The organism is Paenibacillus sp. FSL M8-0334, assembly GCF_038000405.1.
GTDB classification, from domain to species: domain Bacteria; phylum Bacillota; class Bacilli; order Paenibacillales; family Paenibacillaceae; genus Paenibacillus_AQ; species Paenibacillus_AQ campinasensis.
In genome coordinates this window covers 1393650-1413106 of the sequence record NZ_JBBOCH010000002.1, presented here as the reverse complement: position 1 = coordinate 1413106, position 19457 = coordinate 1393650, and the positions used below count along the sequence as shown (strand labels likewise).

Annotated in this window: 15 protein-coding genes; 5 read left to right on the top strand and 10 right to left on the bottom strand. The window is 53.4% G+C overall.

The features are described 5' to 3' along the window. Positions 1-102: 102 nt before the first annotated feature. Entirely contained in the window at positions 103-762 is a 660-nt protein-coding gene (gene pcp, locus MKX64_RS20640) for a pyroglutamyl-peptidase I (RefSeq protein WP_095397353.1), read from the bottom strand. Positions 763-945: 183 nt separating this feature from the next. Here pcp and MKX64_RS20635 point away from each other — a divergent pair, with 183 nt between their 5' ends. Next, on the top strand, positions 946-1116 hold the full coding sequence (locus tag MKX64_RS20635) for a hypothetical protein (protein WP_176475434.1): 171 nt from the start codon (positions 946-948) through the stop codon (positions 1114-1116). An 84-nt stretch (positions 1117-1200) separates the two neighbouring features. Here MKX64_RS20635 and MKX64_RS20630 read toward each other — a convergent pair whose 3' ends face one another. Both MKX64_RS20630 and MKX64_RS20625 read right to left on the bottom strand, forming a co-directional pair. Beyond that, positions 1201-1929, bottom strand: a complete 729-nt coding sequence (locus MKX64_RS20630) for a metallophosphoesterase family protein (protein WP_095265403.1) — start codon at positions 1927-1929, stop codon at positions 1201-1203. Between the two features lie 305 nt (positions 1930-2234). Then, positions 2235-2660 (bottom strand): CBS domain-containing protein, encoded by a 426-nt coding sequence (locus MKX64_RS20625; protein ID WP_095265404.1) that lies wholly within the window; start codon positions 2658-2660, stop codon positions 2235-2237. 194 nt (positions 2661-2854) lie between these two features. Between MKX64_RS20625 and MKX64_RS20620 the strand changes: the two genes are divergently transcribed. From MKX64_RS20620 to MKX64_RS20605, 4 genes are all read left to right on the top strand, one after another. After that, a complete protein-coding gene (locus MKX64_RS20620; RefSeq protein ID WP_244908171.1) occupies positions 2855-4111 on the top strand; it encodes an ABC transporter substrate-binding protein in 1257 nt (418 codons plus the stop codon). Positions 4112-4220: 109 nt separating this feature from the next. Further along, positions 4221-5153 carry a carbohydrate ABC transporter permease gene (locus tag MKX64_RS20615; protein WP_176475438.1) on the top strand — a complete coding sequence of 311 codons (933 nt, stop codon included), beginning with the start codon at positions 4221-4223 and terminating at the stop codon, positions 5151-5153. A gap of 19 nt (positions 5154-5172) precedes the next feature. Beyond that, positions 5173-5994, top strand: coding sequence for a carbohydrate ABC transporter permease (locus MKX64_RS20610; protein ID WP_095265407.1), 822 nt, complete (start codon positions 5173-5175; stop codon positions 5992-5994). Between the two features lie 748 nt (positions 5995-6742). After that, a complete protein-coding gene (locus MKX64_RS20605) occupies positions 6743-12277 on the top strand; it encodes a S8 family serine peptidase (protein WP_341037203.1) in 5535 nt (1844 codons plus the stop codon). Between the two features lie 159 nt (positions 12278-12436). Here MKX64_RS20605 and MKX64_RS20600 read toward each other — a convergent pair whose 3' ends face one another. The 7 genes from MKX64_RS20600 to MKX64_RS20570 form a co-directional block, all read right to left on the bottom strand. Then, positions 12437-13396 (bottom strand): N-acetylglucosamine kinase, encoded by a 960-nt coding sequence (locus MKX64_RS20600; RefSeq protein WP_155618447.1) that lies wholly within the window; start codon positions 13394-13396, stop codon positions 12437-12439. Between the two features lie 33 nt (positions 13397-13429). Further along, complete coding sequence (locus MKX64_RS20595; RefSeq protein ID WP_341037202.1) at positions 13430-14572, bottom strand: exo-beta-N-acetylmuramidase NamZ family protein; 1143 nt, start codon at positions 14570-14572, stop codon at positions 13430-13432. A gap of 159 nt (positions 14573-14731) precedes the next feature. Further along, the gene (locus MKX64_RS20590; protein WP_095265411.1) at positions 14732-15436 is read right to left on the bottom strand and encodes a PIG-L deacetylase family protein; all 705 of its coding nucleotides are present in this window, start codon (positions 15434-15436) and stop codon (positions 14732-14734) included. After that, complete coding sequence (locus tag MKX64_RS20585; protein ID WP_095265412.1) at positions 15412-16401, bottom strand: GNAT family N-acetyltransferase; 990 nt, start codon at positions 16399-16401, stop codon at positions 15412-15414. Before MKX64_RS20585 ends, MKX64_RS20590 begins: the two co-directional genes overlap by 25 nt. Positions 16402-16496: 95 nt before the next feature. After that, positions 16497-17684: an anhydro-N-acetylmuramic acid kinase gene (locus MKX64_RS20580; protein WP_095397361.1), complete on the bottom strand. Its 1188-nt coding sequence runs from the start codon at positions 17682-17684 to the stop codon at positions 16497-16499. Continuing rightward, positions 17681-18541: a carbohydrate ABC transporter permease gene (locus tag MKX64_RS20575; protein WP_095265414.1), complete on the bottom strand. Its 861-nt coding sequence runs from the start codon at positions 18539-18541 to the stop codon at positions 17681-17683. The genes MKX64_RS20580 and MKX64_RS20575 overlap by 4 nt, the downstream gene beginning before the upstream one ends. Before the next feature lie 17 nt (positions 18542-18558). Further along, complete coding sequence (locus MKX64_RS20570) at positions 18559-19452, bottom strand: carbohydrate ABC transporter permease (protein WP_095265415.1); 894 nt, start codon at positions 19450-19452, stop codon at positions 18559-18561. Positions 19453-19457: the final 5 nt, after the last annotated feature.

Genomic DNA, 19457 nt, shown 5'->3' with positions numbered 1-19457 from the left:
TCAAGGGGATTTTTTACGTGCCAATCATATAAAATCCCGCTATCGCCTGCCTTGTTGTTCCAAGGCGGGACGAATAACGGGATCTGAATAGGCGGCAGCCGATCAGGTCAGATCAGGACCGGCTCCCTGGCTGGACTCGAGCTCTGCCATCGTTGTCTCGATAATAACCCGAAGCGCTGCGAGCATCGTGTCATGCGACAGTGTCGGCAGTGACGGTTTGTCTACGGCCATCTCCGTTGAAGCCGGGAAGTGGACGAAGCCGCCAATTACCGGCAAGGCATGGGACTGAATATGATACAGCAGCGAATACATCGTATTATTGCAAATATAGGTGCCGGCGGTGTTGGAGACAGAAGCCGGTATGCCCTGCTCCTTCAACTGATTGACCATCGCCCGAACGGGCAGGGACGAGAACAGGCCATCAGGCCCCCCCGGCACGATGGGCTCGTCCTGCGGCTTGGCGCCTTTGTTGTCCGTTAGGGATGCTTCTTGCGGTATATCCTTCACATTTACAGCAATTCGCTCAGGCGTTACAGCCGTTCTCCCTCCTGCCACCCCGGTTGCGATCACTGCATCCGGCTGCACCCGCTCCATCTCCCGGATCAGCAGCTCTGCGCACTCATCATAATGAACGGGAAGCAGCACCGTATGAATCTCCGCACCCGGGATCGTCTCGTTCATTATGTCCCGAATGAGCCTTTCCGTCGGATTGATGGAACTTCCTCCAAAAGGTTCAAAACCTGAAATCAGCAGCTTTTTCATCGTTGTTCATTCTCCTCATTCCCTGATAATCGTTTCTTTCATCATAGCAGATGCTCTGCTAGTTTGACCAAATCATGTGGACATGCCATGCGCCGTCCATCGGTTTAATCCAGCTCGAAAGTATAATATTATGTCATATTTGGCAAAATAAAACGTAGCTTGTGATTCAAAGGAGGTGTCCAGATGAGCACAGAAAACAACAACCAGCCGACGAAAGCGGAAGTTCAAACGACCCAATTAAACAAAATGCCGATTCCCGGAGAGAATGAAACCCATATTTCCGAGGAAGAGGTTGCCGAAGCATTCCAGCAGCAATCGACGGAGAACCGCACTTCCGGCAATCAACAATCCTAAAGCAAACTTCAACGAATCATACGTCTCACAGATGGCAGCTTCAGGGCTGAGCACTGTGAGACGTTTATATTATTCGGCGAGCCGCTAGGACCGGCTGCGGTAACGCCCCGTCCGCAATTCCTCAATATAATTGTCCAGGAACGGCATCCCGGACGAGACGGCATCCTGCACCGCCCGCTCAATATCATACGGCACCCGGACCCATTGCATGCTGAGTGCAGCGGAGGTTCTGCTGTCGTAACGGCCTTCCAGAATGACGTAGGAAGCCTGCGGCATGTCCAGCGGATTCCCCACACTGCCGGTATTAAACAGCGTCTTGCCGTCCAGATGCTGGAGATAGGCATTGTGAACATCCCCATAACCGGCAACATCCGCTTCACGGTCTGACAAACAGCAAGCCGAGCCTTCGAATAACGACAGCCGCTTCTCCAGCTCATCCCACGGCTGCACCCGCTCATAGACGCTTCTCGGCGAGGCATGGAACAGGCGAACCCATTTTCCGCTCATATAAAATTCAATGCAAAAAGGCAGCTTGGCCAGCGTATCCAGCCGCTTCTGGCCCAGCTTGCGCTGATGCCACCGAAGCGCCTCCTCCTCTGTCTTACGCACGATAAAATCATCCCAGTTCCCTCTCACTATCCGTTCGCAGTTCGCTTGGATCATATCGACCGCGATATCCCCATCCGGCCCTTTCCCGATCAGATCGCCCAGGCAATAAATCACATCCACGCCTCGGCTGCGAATATCGTCCAGCACGGCCGAAAGCGCCGGAATATTGCCGTGTATGTCAGAGATGATGGCTATTCTATCCATTGATGCTCCGCCTCCCATCAACAATGCGTTTCCATTTTACACTACGCCAACGTTGCCAAAATAACAAGCGGCCACGCAGTAGCCGTGACATTCGCGCTGTATCATTTATGGCTTTTTATCAACCCGATCCGTTGCGAAAGCGCCGATATCTCCTCGCAGGCATAAGAAAACCTAGCGGGAAACCCACCGCTAGGTCCTATGATGTGCGTCATCATCCATTTGTGCTCTGAACGAGGACTGGTATTGGCTGCAGTCACTGTTAGGCAGGGAGCCGCTTCCGGACTCCCCCACATGATGACCGAGACTTAATGCGTCGTCCGCTCGGAAATTTCACTCAAGGCATCGCCGGCTTCGTTTACAAAAATGTTCACTCTGGCCAGGTCGCCGATGGCAGCCATGCCCACCAGTTCACCATTCTCAACGATGGGAATACGGCGAATTTGGTGCTCAGCCATCATCCGGGACAATTCGTGAACATCCGTATCCGGCGTGCTCGTAATGACATCGGTTGTCATAAAGCTGCTGCATGTTTCTGCATTGACGTCTTTTCCGTCAGCGACACAGTTAATGACAATATCCCTGTCTGTAATCATGCCTACCACTCGTTTGCCTTCACACACCGGCACCGAACCACAGTTCACATCCCGCATAATTTGGGCTGCCGATACAATCGAATCCTCCGGCCGGCATACTCTCACGTTGTCCGTCATAATCTCGCGTGCTGTTGTCATGTTATCCTCCCGATACGATTACAGATTTTATTCGATCATTCTGTCATATTTTGTCCTGCCTGCCGGATATTATTCCAGGCCGCAAGCGTACGGGCTCCCTATCGAATGCCTGTATAATTTTTACTCACATGAAAGACATCCATGAATAATATTAATTAGTACCTGAGCCAAAAAGGATGGGAGGCTGATGAAACGTGAGGAAATACCGGATGATCGGCTTGTGGTTATGTGCAGTCATTCTGGTGCTTGCCGGCTGCACCGGAAGCTCGTCCAACGAAAAAACGAAAACGCTTACACTGTGGTACTGGAATCGAAGCCTCGATGACGGGCTGCTCAAGGCGGTAGAACAGCAGTTTCCAGGCATTCGGATCGATGCCCAGAAAATCGGCGGCGATTTCAAATCGAAGCTGAAAACAACGTTGGCTGCCGGCTCCGGAGGCCCGGATATCGTTGCATTTAACGATTGGGTTACCGAGCTGTTCGCCAGCTCCGACCGCTTCTACGATCTGTATGAGCTTGGGGCCGCCGAGATTGAAGATGATTTTCTCGATTGGAAGTGGCAGCTGGGCGTCACGCCCGAAGGCACCATGATCGCTTTGCCGATCGATACCGGGCCAACCGCTTTGTATTACCGGGCCGATCTGTTCGAGCAGGCCGGTCTGCCGTCTGACCCGGAAGAAGTGCACCGTATGCTGTCCACCTGGGAAGATTATTTTGAGGCTGGCGTGCAGCTGCAGCAGCATTTCGGCGGCTCGGTCAAACTGACCGACAACATCAGCAACATTTACAACCAGATTAACGCCCAATCCGAGACGATTTATTTTGACCGGGATGAAGAGTTTATCGGAGAGAGCTCTGCCTCCTCCATGCGCTCCGCATGGGACCTGGCCGTGAAGGCCTCGGAGCTGGGGCTGCTGGCCAACGCCAACACCTCCTCCTCCGAGTGGAACGCTGCGATCAACAATGGCCGCATCGCTTCGTTTGTCGGCGCGGTCTGGATGAAGGAGATTCTCCAGCAAGCCGCACCGGACACGACCGGCAACTGGAAGGTGGCCAGAGCGCCGGGCGGAGACGGCAACAATGGCGGCTCGTTCCTGGCAATTATGAAGTCGAGCGAGTATCCGCAGGAAGCCTTTGAGGTCATCAAGTGGATTCAAAGCCCGGACAATCAGATCCAGACCTTCAACAATATCAACCTGTTTCCGTCGGCCAAAGCCGCGCTGGAAGCCGAGTCCATGCATGTGGAAGAACCCTTTTTTGGAGGCCAGGCGACCGGCGAAATATTTACCGAATCAGCTCGCAATGTGAAGCCAGCCTACTTTGGAGCCAAGTATGCGAACATTAACGGCATTGTGACCCGGGAGCTATCCATGGTCGCCCTGCAAGGCAAGAACAGCGAGAAAGCCTGGGAGGATGCGCTTAACCGGGTAAAGAAAGAGCTTCTCCGCTAAGCCGAGTCAAGGCATGGAATATGCATTTGAGGCTTCAATGCAAGTATGGTATCAACCTTGAATCCCCTGGAGGTGACTGCCCATGAATCGACCTGTCGAGCCATCCCCGATGCCGCCGCATCAAGCGGAGGCCACGAATTCACGGAACAATCGGCGGCTGATGAGTACCATCTGGAAGCATCGCAAGGAATATTTGGCCATCTCGCCATTCTATATTTTGTTTGCGATATTCGGCCTGTTCCCGATTGGATTCTCCATGTTTCTTTCTTTTCAAAAATGGGACGGCATTTCGGAAATGTCCTTCAACGGGCTGAAGAACTATCAGTTTATGCTTACCGATCCGGAATTTTGGCGCGCCGTCTCCAATACGCTGCTGATCTGGATCTATTCCACGATTCCGATGCTGTTTTTTGCCTTGATCATCGCATTCCTGCTGCATGCCTCGTTCATGCGGTTTCGGACGTTCTTCCGGATCGGATACTTCCTGCCGAACGTGACCTCGCTCGTTGCGGTTGCGATCGTGTTCGGAACGGTATTCTCCAATAACTATGGACTGCTCAATTACGTGCTGTCTCTGGTCGGACTCGAGTCAGTGGAATGGCTGAACAAAACGTGGGGCATCCAGCTGGCAATTTCGGTCATGATCATCTGGCGATGGGTCGGCTATAACGCCATCATCTATCTGGCGGGCTTGCAGAGCATTCCGTCCGTCCTGTACGAAGCGGCCAAAATCGATGGCGCCTCGGGCCTGCAGGCGTTCTTCCGAATCACCATTCCTTGTCTGCGGCCGATCATACTGTTCACCGTCATTACATCGACGATCGGCGGCATGCAGATTTTCACGGAACCGCAGGTGCTGGTTGGCAATGACGGCGGTGTGAGCGGCGGCGGTCTTACGATCGTGCTGTATTTGTACCGCGAAGCGTTTGTGAACAACTATTTCGGTTACGGCGCTGCCGTTGGCTGGGGGATGTTCATTCTGATTGCCCTTTTCTCCATCCTGAACTGGAGAATGGTGCAGGGGAATTCGTCCAACCATTGATTTTACGGAGGTGAAGCTTATGTTCACTCGAAAATCGTTTGTGCTCTACCTCGGGCTTACGATCGGACTGCTGCTGTCCATATTCCCCTTCTACTGGCTTGTGGTGATGGCTACGCGGACGACCTCGGATATTTACAGCTATCCGCCCAAGCTGTGGTTCGGACCGCATCTGTTTGACAACATATCGCGCGTGATGGCCAGCATCGATTTTTTTGGAGCCTTCCTGAACACGTTGTTTGTTGCATCCGCTTGCACCATTCTTGTGCTGTTCTTTGATTCTCTGGCCGGGTTTACGTTTGCCAAATTTGATTTCCCAGGAAGAAAATGGCTGTTCATCGTCCTGCTTGCGACCATGATGGCTCCGGCCCAGCTCTCTCTCGTTCCGTCCTTTGTTATTATGGCGACATTCGGATGGGTGGGGACCTTTAAAGCGCTCATCATCCCCGGAATGGTAAACGCTTTCGGCATATTCTGGATCCGGCAGTACGCCCAGGAGTCCATTCCTTCGGAGCTGCTGGATGCCGGCAAAATCGACGGCTGCGGGTTCTTCCGTCTGTATTGGAACGTAGCGCTGCCGATTCTTCGTCCCGCCTTGTCGTTCCTGGCCGCCTTCACCTTCATCGGCGTCTGGAACGACTATCTGTGGCCGCTCATTATTCTCAATGACGAGAGCAAATTTACGCTTCAGGTAGCGCTGGCTTCCTTGAACGGCATCTATACGACCGATTATGCGATGGTGATTGCCGGAACGCTGCTGGCGGTAATCCCCCTCATTGTCCTCTTCCTGTTCGTCAGCAAGCAGTTTATCTCCGACATTGCGGCTGGCGCGATCAAGAGCTGAATCCAATCCCGTCTTCAGAAGCTGCCCGGACATCCGGGCAGCTCTGTTATATCCATGCGCACTAGCCCCCTCCTCCCGCTAAAATTCAACATCAACCGGACCATTGTGGTACTCTCTCATTTTTTTCATGTAACATACGAAACTCAACTAGTTATAAAGCCTGGTACATCTGTCCGAATCTCTCACCAAACTCTTCACAAACACGAATATCTTGTTTTCTTCGCCAAAGGTCATTAGAACGAACAAGACATTATAAAGGTAATATTTCTAAAAATTTCTAAAAAAATAGCTTGTGCATCTCATTTGATGAATTTATACTATACCATAAATTTACTGTTAGATAACATTTTTCATATTATATGTAATTTAATATAACATTTTGTAAATCTATCAACCGGATTCACTCATCCATGTCTGTTTATGTAAACATCCTTCATGGCTCCGTTATCCTATACCTTCTGCCGATTCTGCAATGACGAAGCCTGCTGATTTCCTCAGAATGCATCAACCAAACAGTCTTACGGTCTGAATGTCTCTCTCCTCTGTACGGCTATAATCCCTGTGCTATAAGCTCCAAGACCCGCATCCATCAATAAATTCACGATCCTGTAAAGGGGGTGATGATCAAATCTATCAAGTCTAGGGCGTGTTGTACCCGCGAATCGCGGCCGCTTCCTGTTTTCGTTGTTGGATAGGGAATTTTCGATGATTACTACTCAAAAAACCGGGTAAAAGGAGTGGGATACTAGTGTTTAAAGTTGGTAGATTTCGTAAGCCCCTAACGATGGGCCTGTCGCTTCTCCTTGCATTTACGATGGTACATCCGGTTTCTGCTGAAAATCCCGCATCGCAGAAGATCGACATGAAATCCGGCCTGGCCGAGATTTCGACCGCCAAAGTGAACGCCAAACTGAACCAGCAGTTTAAGGACAATGAATATGTCACATATCTTGTAAAAATGAAGGAACAGGTGGACACCACTCGCGTCTCCAAACAAGCGATCGAGAAAGCAGCCGTGGAGAAAATGACGCCGGCCGCCGCCAAGCTGTCGGTCAGAACCTCCGTTGTAAGCTCGCTTAGGGAGACCGCCTCCCGAACCCAGTACGCCCTGGAACAGTATCTTGAACAAGAAATTGACCGCGGCAAGGTCAAAGAATATAAAAGCTTCTTCATCGTCAATGCGCTTGCGGTTACCAGCACCAAAGAGGTGATGGAGAATCTGGCCCTGCAGCCTGAGGTGGAGAAAATCCTGCCGAATGAAGAACGCTTCCTTCAGGAAACGGTGATTGACAAATCCGTTCAGGCGCCGGACCACAAGCAGAATAGCGCTAAGGATGATCCGAAAGCCAGCAAGGACGCAGAGGCCGCTGCCCAGGCACCTGCTGCTGGCAGACCGGCGAACGGCAGCGGCGCCCAGACGGCCGTTGAACCGAAGGAGCCTGCAGCGGAATCCGCACTCAATAACAGCAATGTGGAATGGAATATCGATTATATTAACGCCCCTGCAGTGTGGGAGCGCGGGATTGACGGAACAGGCATCGTGGTGGCCAATCTGGACACCGGCGTGGACCACAATCATCCGGCTTTGGCCCGGAAATGGCGTGGACGGGATGCCTCCGGCAACATAGTCAATCCGGAGCTGAGCTGGTATGACCCGCACAGCCGCGCTTCACTCCCTGCCGATACCGATGGTCACGGGACGCACACGATGGGAACGATGGTCGGCTCTGAAGCGAACGGTGACAATATCATCGGGGTTGCTCCTGGAGCAACGTGGATTGCAGTCCGGATCTTCAATCCTTCGACGACCGATGTCATCATTCTGGACGGTGCCCAGTGGCTGCTCGCTCCTGTCGATGCTCAGGGCAATCTGCATCCGGAGCTTGCGCCAGATGTGGTGAACAACTCCTGGGGCGGCGGACCCGGGCTTGATGAATGGTTCCGGCCGATGGTGCAAGCGTGGCGAGACGCCCAGATATTCCCGGAATTCTCTGCGGGCAACACCACGCTGACGAACCCGGGCGGACCCGGATCGGTAGCCAATCCGGCCAACTATCCGGAAAGCTTTGCTACCGGTGCAACAGACATTAACGGCAATCTCGCTTCCTTCTCCCTTCGCGGCCCGTCTCCTTATGGCGAGATTAAGCCGGAGGTATCCGCGCCGGGCGTCAACATTCGCTCCGCAGTTCCTGGCGGCGGCTATGAGGGCGGCTGGAACGGGACCTCGATGGCCGGTCCGCATACGACTGCGCTGGCAGCGTTGCTGCTCCAGGCCAACCACTCGCTTACCGTGGATCAGCTGGAACAGATTATGACCGAAACGGCCACCCCGCGCACGGACAGCCAGTATCCGACATCCCCGAATAACGGTTACGGACACGGCATCATCAATGCACTGGATGCGGTCGGCTCTGTTCTCGAAGGGATCGGAACCGTATCCGGCAGAGTGGTGACGGCTGGCGACGATTTGGAGGAGCCTGTGCTGGAGCATACGCCGGTCAACTCCGCCTTCACCGGGATCGATGTCCCATTGACCGCTTACGTCTCAGACAATGTCGGCGTGGTCTCGGTTGAAGCCTTTGCCAAGACAACCGGAACGGATAACTATTTGTACCTGCCGATGCAGCGCATCGCCGGGGATAGCAAGGCCGGCACTTATACGACCGTCATTCCTGCTTTTCTGGTCGAGCCGCAAGGGCTGGAGTACTATATTCGAGTGAACGACTACGGCAACAACGGCTATGAAAGCAAGGTGTACAAGGTTGCCGTATCGAATGGCGTGAAGCCTGGCTACATCCAGGATTTTGAGGAAAGCGACCTCGGCTTCACCACCGGGGGAACAGGCAATACCTGGGCCTGGGGGGCACCAACAAGCGGTCCGGGCAGCGCGTACTCCGGGGACAAGCTGTTTGCGACCAATCTGGCAGGAAGCTATCAGGCGAATGCCAACGCCTTTTTGCTGGCTCCCCCGATTGATCTGACGGACAGTCCTGAAGGCGCGATCCTCTCCTTCAGGCACTGGTACGATTTCGAGAACAATTATGATTTCGGCAAGGTGTATATCGCTTCCGAGGATAGCGACTTCGTCTTTGAAGAAGCGTTCAGCTTTACCGGAAGCGATAGAAACTGGCGCCTGCAATATTTGGACCTGACCTCCTATGGCGGTCAGCGCGTGTTCGTCCAGTTCGTTCAGACGAGCGACGGCTCCGTGCAAAGAGACGGCTGGTATATCGATGACTTCTCCGTCCAGCCTCTGGATGATGTTGCACCGGGCGCACCCGCCAACCTCACCGCCGAGACGGACATCGTCGGCAATGTGATCCTGTCCTGGACCGCGCCCGAAGATGAGGATTTGAGCTCCTTCACCGTGTACCGCTCAACCACATCCGGCGCAGATTATGAGGCGATCGGCTCCGCATCGGCCACCTCCTATACGGATACAACAACCGCATCCGGCTCCACTTATTACTATGCGGTTGCAGCGGTCGATTTCAGCGGCAATGAGAGCGCCAAGTCCAATGAAGTATCGGTGTCCGTGAACGTCCCGGAAGATATCTTCATCGATACCTTTGACGGAGACAGCGACAACGGCTGGACTCACTCCGGAACGAATGATGAGTGGGAACGCGGCGTTCCGACCTCCGGACCAGGCCAGGCGGCCTCGCCTCCGAATGTATGGGCCACGGATCTGGACAGCAATTACGAGAACGGATCCAACTATTCGCTGGTTTCGCCTGTGATTGACCTGACAGAGGTATCTCAAGCTGCGTTGACCTTTAATCACTGGTATGAAATCGAAGGCGGTTATGATTTCGGTTATGTGGAAGCCTCCAAGGATGGCGGCAACACCTGGACGGAGCTGGGCCGCTTCTCCCACAACACGAACGGCAGACAGTGGGCCCCGGTATTCTACAATCTGGAGCCGCTGATCGGCCATGAGGCGCAATTCCGCTTCAGACTGACGTCCGACAACAGTGTGGTTCGACCAGGCTGGTACATCGACGATTTCCGGATCTTGGCGGTTGAGCCGGAGACAGCAACCAAGAACGACGTTCTGGAACTGTCCCGGGACAAAGAAAAGCCGGTCTACGATAACTCCTGGTATAAAGTGACCAGCACCGACAAATACGAGTTCAACCAGGCACAATCGTCTGCGCCGCAGCCCGCTGTGAAAACCGGCGAGATCGTGCCGCAAAGCCTGCCGGCCTATGCCACGGTCACCGTGATCGAAACAGGACGCTCGGTGAAAACCGACCCGGCTACCGGACGATACAGCTTCACACATGTTGCAGGTGACTACACATTAAAAGCGGAGGCGTACGGCTATTATCCGCAGACGCAATCGATCACGATTGCGGATGGCAGAGATGTCAGAGCCAACTTTAATCTGGAGGCGATCCCGCAGGGTCGAATCCAGGGTGTTGTCATCGACGAGCGCACCGGAGAACCGGTTGCCGATGCTGCCGTTCTTCTGGTGGAAGATCCGGCGGTAAGCCCGGCTCGCACCGATGAGAGCGGCAGCTTCACCCTCGAAGCGCTGGAGGGAAGCTACACGCTGTCCGTCAAGGCAGCCGATTACTACAGCACAACGGTAGAGGTTACCGTTCCGGGTAATGGCGTTGCCGAAGTTGCAATTGAACTAAAGCCGTTTATCGGATTCCCTGGAGAGATTGCATATGATGATGGAACCGCTGAAAATGCAAGAGCCTTTAACGCCGCTAATAATGCTTGGGCTGTCCGTATGACGCCAGAGTCAGATGTGGCGCAAGTTACCGGCGCCTCCTTCCGCTTCTGGAATACGGAATGGCCGACGCCGGGCGGAACGGCATTCCAATACGCGGTATATGACGCTTCCGGAGCTGGTGGTGCCCCGGGACGCCTGCTCGCTGGACCATTTGACGGCACCGCCCTTCGCAATGATCAATGGACAGTAGTGGAATTCCCTGAGCCTGTAACGGCAGAAGGCGATTTCTATATCGTGTATATCCAAACGGCTGCCAATCCGAACGCACCGGGCCTGGCAACGGACGAGAATGGCCCGAATGCCGGGCGCAGCTGGCAGCGGGTAAGCGGTGCGTGGTCCGCCTCCCCTGCAGAAGAGGGCAATTACATGATCCGCGCCATCGTGCGCTATCCGGTGAATGCACCTGTCATCACATCGCCTGAAGCGAACGCCTATACGAATCAGTCTGTCATTGCCGTGACAGGAACTTCTCCAGCCACCGGAGCGGAGATTCAGATCTACAATGATGATGAGCCCGCAGGTTCGACAACGGTGGACGAGAACGGGCAGTTCACCCTGGATGTTGAGCTGCACCCGGGAGCCAATACCCTGACAGCCGAAATTGTTGTCAACGGAAGAGCTACCGACCGCTCGCTCCCTGTAGTTGTAACACTCGACCAAACGCCGCCGGAGCTCAGCATTCTCTCTCCGGAGAATGGAAGCCAGATTAACGCCGAAGTTGTACGCATCATCGGCAGCGCACTGGATGATTTCCTGGACACGCTGTTCATCAACGGTCAGCCTGTGCAGCTTGACGAGAGCGGCGCCTTTAACCATCGCTTGCTGGTCGATGAAGGCGAGAATATCATTACCGTTACAGCAACCGACCTTGCCCGGAATGAAACGACGGTCACTCGCTCCGTCTATGTCAACACTTCGCTGCCGGAAATCCTCAACGTTTCGCCGGCTGAGGATGTTCACATCGCAGGCGGAGAGACGTTAACGGTGTCCTTCGACAGCGTGCCTGGGCTTGCGGCATCCTTCAGCATCCAGCTGCCGTTTGAGCTAAGCAGCCAGTCGCGCGGGGAAATACCGCTTCAAGAGGTGGCCCCGGGGCATTATGAAGGAACTTATACAACGCCAGCCTCGCTCGTGCTTGAAGGCGGCGTGATCGTCATCCGCGTGCAGGATGGCTACGGCAATGTTGCCGAGACGCAAGCGCCGGGACGTCTGTATGTAGCGGCCGGCAACAGCGGTGAGGAACCGGAGCCTGAACCCGAGCCTCCAATCCCTCCGGCAAATCTGGAGCCTGTTGCTTTGATCAACGCTCCTAGCACAGCGCGGAGAAACCAGAACATCAATTTTGACGCCCGCTCCTCCTATGATCAGGACGGCCGCATCGTCAGCTATCACTGGAACTTTGGCGATGGAAGCACCGCTGCCAAAGCCCAAGTCAAGCATAAATACAAATCTGCGGGAACCTACACCGTTCGCTTGACCGTGACTGATGACAAGGGAGCGCAAAGCTCGGCCGTTCACACCGTAATCGTCCGCAACTGATTGTAAGGTAACGGCGGGACCGGGCTGGCATATAGAGCAGCCAAATTCATAGCAAATTAGGCCCGGTCCACTGAATGACGCAGTGAGCATGCTCCAACCAAACCTAACACAAAGGCAGACTGCTGCGATCCCAATAAGGATCAGCGGCAATCTGCCTTTTTATCTGCCGTCCGCCGCCCATGAGGTTCGTGTGGCGCATGTTGAACGCTCTCGCAGCAGCTTACATGCCATGAGCACGGCTCCGTATGCGGCATTCTTCATCGGCAGGATTAAACGCGTGCTCGGATACGTTTCCTTCAGCTTATTGGCGAGCGCCTCCTGAACGAAGGGAGACTGTTGCAGCACACTGCCAGCCACGGCAATGGGACTATCTTGCAGCCCCAGCTTCTCGATCACGGGTACAAGCAGCTCGTGCAGACTGTCCGCACATCGCTTTGCAATCCGCAGAGCCTGTTCATCTCCCTGCTCACATGCTGTTGTCATAATTGGCGCTAAGGCAGCAATGTTCTTCTTGGTCGTTTCCTTGCTATATACGAATCCGATAATTTCCTGCACCGTGTGCAGCCCAAGCTGCTTGTAGACCATCGCCGGAATCACAGTATCGCTCAGCCTGCCATCCTCCGCCTGAACAAGCACCGACAGCAGTTGTCGGCCAATGCTGTAGCCGCTGCCCTCATCATCGATCAGATGCCCGAAGCCGCCGCTTCGATGCTTCTCTCCCTTCGCATTGACCCCAAAGCAGATGGAGCCCGTTCCCGCGATCAAAATAATCCCCTGCATCGCATTGTGCGCGCCGTACAGGGCGGTTTCCTGATCCCCTGTTATCCGGAGCGCACCCTCATAGCCTTGCCTGCGCACGCTGTGCTCGAGCTTTATGCTGACTTGCGGATTGCTGATGCCTGCTGCCCCGATCACGATTTGCTGAATCGGGCCGGACGAACCACAGCATGCCTTGATGCGGTCAAACATCTCCTGAAAGGAAGCGGCAATCGTCTCGGCATCGCCGCCATTGTAATTAATCGCGCCGACATGGAACTGCTCGATCAGCTCGCCCTGATCAGAGGCGATTGCTACCGCTGTTTTCGTGCCGCCACCATCTATACCAATGACATAGGCCATCTTAGATCCCCCTTCACTTGCGCTGTACAGCCCTTACATATAAATGTGGTATTGCTTTTTCAGTTCAGCGAACCGCCTGCTATCCTCAGCAAACTGCTCCAGCAGCTGTGATGCGGAAGCTTGCGTCTCTCGATATAAACGGTCACCGCACAGCAGATCGATAAACGGACGAGAACCCTCCTTAATCGGCGGTAGGAACGAAAACGGCTCATACATATCCCGAATGGCAAACATTAGCGTGACACCGATCTCAAGCGGCCTAATAAGCTGATCTTCTGTGACATACAGCTGGACGCCGCCGCATAACTCACCTGCATGCTTCGAGACGGTCGGCTTAAAATGCACGGGACGGAAGCGAACACCTGGCAGCTGCTTCGCGTTCATCACATCGGCCAGCTGCTGTGCTTCGATGTAAGGCGCGCCGATCATTTCAAACGGAAAGGTCGTGCCCCTTCCTTCTGAGCAGTTCGTTCCCTCGAACAAGCATGTGCCCGCATAGAGCAGCGCCGTTTCATAGCGCGGCATGCCCAGCGATGGATGCACCCAGGTCAAACCTGTCTGCGGAAAACGCATGTCGCGCGTCCATCCCGTCAGCGGCACCACATGAAGCTCGGCCTTCCAGCCCTGCTGATCATTCGCCATCATCGCCACCTCGCCCGCCGTCAATCCATAGCGGACCGCCAGCTCATAATTGCCGACGAATGACTTGAAGCCCGGCTTCAATATATTCCCCTCCACCGTTACGCCGTCCAGCGGGTTCACCCGATCAAGCACGATGAATGGTATCCCTGCCTTCGCACAATCCTCAAGCGCATACAGCATCGTATAGATAAATGTATAATAGCGCACCCCAACATCCTGAATGTCGTATACGAGCACGTCGATCTCTTCCAGCATCTGTGGCGTGAGACGCTTGGAGTCCTTGCGATACAGGCTGTGAACCTTCACCCCCGTATAAGGATCAATATACGTATCCACCAGCGCGCCTGCATCCAAATCGCCTCGAACGCCATGCTCCGGCGAGAACATCGCCGCCAAGTGAAAATGCTCATGCACGATGGATATCGTCGATCTGAAATCTGCCGTAAGGCCCGTAGGCGTTGTAATCAAACCCACTCGTTTGCCCTCCAGCAGGTGACGATAGTTCAGTAGCGAATCGACGCCGTTACGTACCATTTCATGCTGCCTCCTAATCTTTATAGCATCCGGTCCCTTGCTGCTTCCTCATGCGGTAAAGAAACGACGGTATGCTGACAAGCCAAGAAACACGCCGCTTTATCTTTTCGTACACCGCCCAGCGTCCAGCTCTCAGCGCGCGGTGAAAAAGCCTCGCCTTTATAATAAACTCGATTGTCTAATTTTCATCGTTTCAGCTGGAACCATAAAGGCTTCCGCATATGTTTGTCTTGCCTCACAGCCGCGCACAACCGCTAACGCCTTATAATAATCCAAATACCTGAATGATTTGCTGCCCGTGACGAACCAATGCTTACTAAGCGCCTCGATCCATAGATCAAACGCCGCCTGGTCGAAATCAACGTAGACGTACGGGACATAGTCCACGGCATCCTCCCAGTTCTCGGAGTAATACAGTCTGGCCGCGAAATGATGGGGCAGCTCGCGCTCAATCGTGGGCATGCTGGCATAGAAACGGGCATCATTGACAATAAGATGCGTAAGCGCATGATCCTTGTGCATGCTGTTTTTCCAGTGCGTAATGATCACGTTCGGCTTGACGCGGCGGATCACATCGCATACCTCCATCCGGACCTGCTCGGTATCGGGAAGCTCGCCATCCGGATAATCGAACACGACCGCCTCTCCGCCCAGCATCTCGGCAAATACATTTGCCTCTTGAATCTTCTGCTCGCGGTATTGCCTCATATCCTGCCCGGCCGGCACGCCGCGCTCTCCGGCTGTTAACGCCAGCGTGACGATGCGATCGCCCTTCAGACTATGACTTGCCAGCACGCCGCCCGAGGCAAGCTCTACATCGCCGACATGAGCACCAACGGCTAGGATCGTTTGCTGTTCACGCATGCTAATCGCTCCTTTCGCAATATGGAAAACTGCTTCTCGATCGTAAACCCGGCACGCTCATAAATGCGGATCGCCGGATTATTGCTGCCTGTAAACAGCGTGGAATACTCGCAACCTGCTGCCTGGAACGCCTCTACCATGCGGAAAAAGAGTACGCTGCCCAGCCCATGTCCTTCATGCTCTGGATGCACGCCGATCCCGCTAAAATAAGCGCGGCCGTTCGTCTGCCTTATGATCGGTCCGGCGAAGCCGACACATTGATGGTCCAACGCAGCGACAAGCAATGGAACTCCCGCCGCCGCGGCCTCTATAATCTCATGCTGCCACTGCGGATTGCCCAGTGCTGCAAGCAAGCCGTTAAGATCTTGATGCACGGCGGAATCAAAGCGCACTACCGTATATCCCTTCTCCGCAGCACGCTGCTCCTTCGCAATAATATCGCCGGGTACGTTAAACTGCCCCAGCTTCAAGTACATGCCGCACTGTGTCGCGCGGTCCACGTAACCACGCTGAACCAGGCACCGATACAACGGCAGATCCTTGCTTATGCCCGGCGCGTTGTTATGCTCATGCCGAGGCTCTGAAGGCATATGCCACCCCAGCTTGACCGGATTGAAGAAGAGCACCTCAGCCTGTATTTTGCCAAGCTGGACGAATCTCTGCTCCAGCCGCCCCACCAGCTGATCCACGAGCTGCGGGCCGCTGCCTTCCTTCACCCACACACAGGTGATGTACCCGGCAGCCTCGCCTAGCGGCAAATCATCCCCCGTGCAGCCTGCTGCAAACCCCACAAGCTCATCATCCTCATAAGCAACAAGCACACAGGCCGGATCGTAGTATGGCTGCTTGATAAATGTCCTGGTGAACGATTCATTTGTCAATCGCTGGTAGTGATGCTTGACCGCCTCCTGATTCCAGAGCGCTACAACTTCCGGTAAATCATCTGCTCTATAGGGTCTTATCATCGGGAATCCCTCCAGTACGGAGTGTTTTCAAAAGCCACTCGCGGTCTGTACATGACTTCTGCCTCTTATACGATCTGATCCAACCTACGATCCCATCAACGTGCAGGCCAGCTCAGCTTGCCCATCACAACCGGGCGGCTTGCTCCGGTTACGTTCGGAATGTTGTTAGGCAGCTGCTGCAGCGTGTAATAGCCCAGCAAGCCAAAGGCAATCGCTTCCTTGGCATCGCTGTTGCCGCCAATCTCCTCCTGTGTCAGTACGTCTATGCCGAGCGGCAAGAACAGCTGCTTCAAGTAACCTAGAAGCGTCGCATTATAGCTGCCGCCACCGGCGACAATCAGCTGCTGGGCCGGATGCCGCGGAGCAACATATCGGCTATAGCTGTCATAGATCGACCATGCCGCTTCGTAGGTAACCGTCGCGACAACATCCTCTGCACGCCACTGTTTCTCTCGCATCATGGTTAGAATTTGCTCCGTGTACTGCATGCCGAACCGTTCTCGCCCGGTTGACTTAGGAAGCGGCATCGCATAATAATCATCCTGCTGCATCCAGGAGAGCAATTCATCCATCACTTGCCCACGAGCGGCAATTTGACCGCCGATATCCATCGTAAGGGGTGCATACAGCTGTGCAATCAGCGCATCGATAATCATATTGCCAGGGCCGGTATCGAAGGCATACACCTCCTCCGCGGAAGCGCCTGCCGGCAGCACGGTGACATTGCCGATGCCGCCAATATTTTGCAGCAGCCTGGTATGCTTGTCACTGCGATACAGCAAGTAGTCGGTAAACGGCACGAGCGGCGCGCCTTGCCCGCCAACGGCCATATCTGCGGCACGGAAATCCGATACGCAAGGTATGCCTGTTCGATTGGCAATAACAGCACCTTCGCCAATTTGTACCGTATAACGGACCGTATGACCGTCAATCGCATGATCCCATGGCGCATGGTAGATCGTTTGTCCATGGGAGCCGATGACACTAATTTGCTCGGGCTTCAAGCCACTCTTGGCAATAACGGAATATGTGGCATTGGCATACAGCTCACCTAGCCACATATTCATCATTCCGACCTTATCCATCGTTGCCTTTGCCGGATCAAAAAGCTCGAATATTCGGTTTCTGGTCTGTTCCGGATAGGGCGTGTTTTCAAAGGCCAGCAGCTGAACGTCAAGCTCTTGCTCCCTTGCAGCATGGATCTTGATTACAGCGGCATCTATTCCGTCCACGGATGTTCCCGACATTAAGCCGACAGCGTATGCATTTGCTCTGGTTATCATCCCTTCACCGCTCCTACGGTTACCCCCTCAAGGAAGTAGCGCTGCAAGCTGAAGAACAGAATAAACATCGGCACCGCCGAGATGGTCGCACCTGCCATCATAGGGGCAAAGTATGTCGTATTGGCAAAGCGGAAGCTTTTCAAACCGACCTGAATCGTCTGCATATCCATCGTGTTCGTGACGAGGAAGGGCCAGAAGAAATCATTCCAAGCCGCCATGAACGTCAGAATCGCCAGCACGGCCATCACCGTTTTGGATAGGGGCATAATTATGTGCCAGAAAATTTTAGGCTGAGAGCAGCCCTCGATTTTAGCAGCCTCCAGAATTTCACCGGGAATCGAAGACATGAACTGCTTCACCAGGAAGATGTTGTATACGGTCACGATGCTGGGCATAATCAAGGCTTCATACGTATTTTGCAGCTCAAAAATATTCACGATCAAAATATACAGCGGCACCTGCGTTACTTGGCCCGGAATCATCATCGACCCCAGCAGGATCGCAAACAAAATGTTTTTGCCCTTGAATTTCATTTTCGCAAAGGTGTACCCTGCCAGTGTGGCAAAAAACACGTTCGAGACGGTAATGCATGCGGCTACGATGAATGAGTTCAGCAGCCAATCCCAGGTATGCGGACTGAATTGGAAGAAGAATTTATAAGACTCGAACGAAATCTTGTTCGGTATGATCGAATAGCTCATGGCCCCAGCTTCCACCGGATCTCCGAATGAGGAAATGAGCATAAAGTAGATCGGAAAAATGGTCGCCAGCGCAAACAGAATCAGGAACACAATAATCAGGCCATTGCGAGCGAACAAAGCCCATCTGCTTTTAAAATTGTTGTTATACAAAGCCATTTGTTTCGCCCCTTTTCCTAGTATTCGATATCTTTACCCATAAATTTGAACTGAGCGAAGGATATCACGGCAATGATTGCGGCCAGTACCAGCGATTGTGCTGCTGCCTTTCCAAATTCAAAATATGTGAACGCATTGTTAAAGATTAACAATCCTACCATTGTCGTTGCATGGTCTGGTCCGCCGCCTGTCATAAGGTAAGCGTTCTGGAATACCTGGAAGGAGCCGATTAGGCCTGTAACGAGTAGGAAGAGCGTTGTGGGCTTAAGGAAAGGAACGACGATATACCATAGCTTCTGCAGAAATGTCGCACCGTCAATTTCAGCAGCTTCATAGTAGCTGTTATCGATCCCGAGCAATGCAGCCAAATAAATAATGATCGCTGTACCATGGCTGGATAACCATGACATTAACACGAGGGAGAACATGGCCGTTGCACTGGAGCCAAGCCAGTTCTGATTGCTCATGCCGAAAAATGCCACGATTTGATTGGCAATGCCTGATTTGAGCGGGTCGAAAATCCATAGCCATACGACCGCAAGCGCGACGCCTGAAGCTACAGCCGGCAAGTAATAAACCGCCTTGAAGATCGTCTGTGTCCTTTTTTTGAAAGGAATGATTAAGATTGCAATTAAGAACGAAATGAATATGTTGGCAGGCACCGTTAACAGGGTGTACACCACCGTATTTTTAACGGCCTTCCAAAACAATGTGTCTGTAAAAGATTCCTTGAAGTTCTCCAACCCTACATAAGTGGACCCCAAAGGCCTGTATTCCTGCAAGCTGATCACAAATGCATTGATTACCGGATAGGCGGTGAATAAACTGAACGCAATCAGAGCTACCGCGATGAATACATATCCCCAACCTGTATCACTTTCAAGTTTTAATCTTCTTTTTCTGGTCAACATTTGAT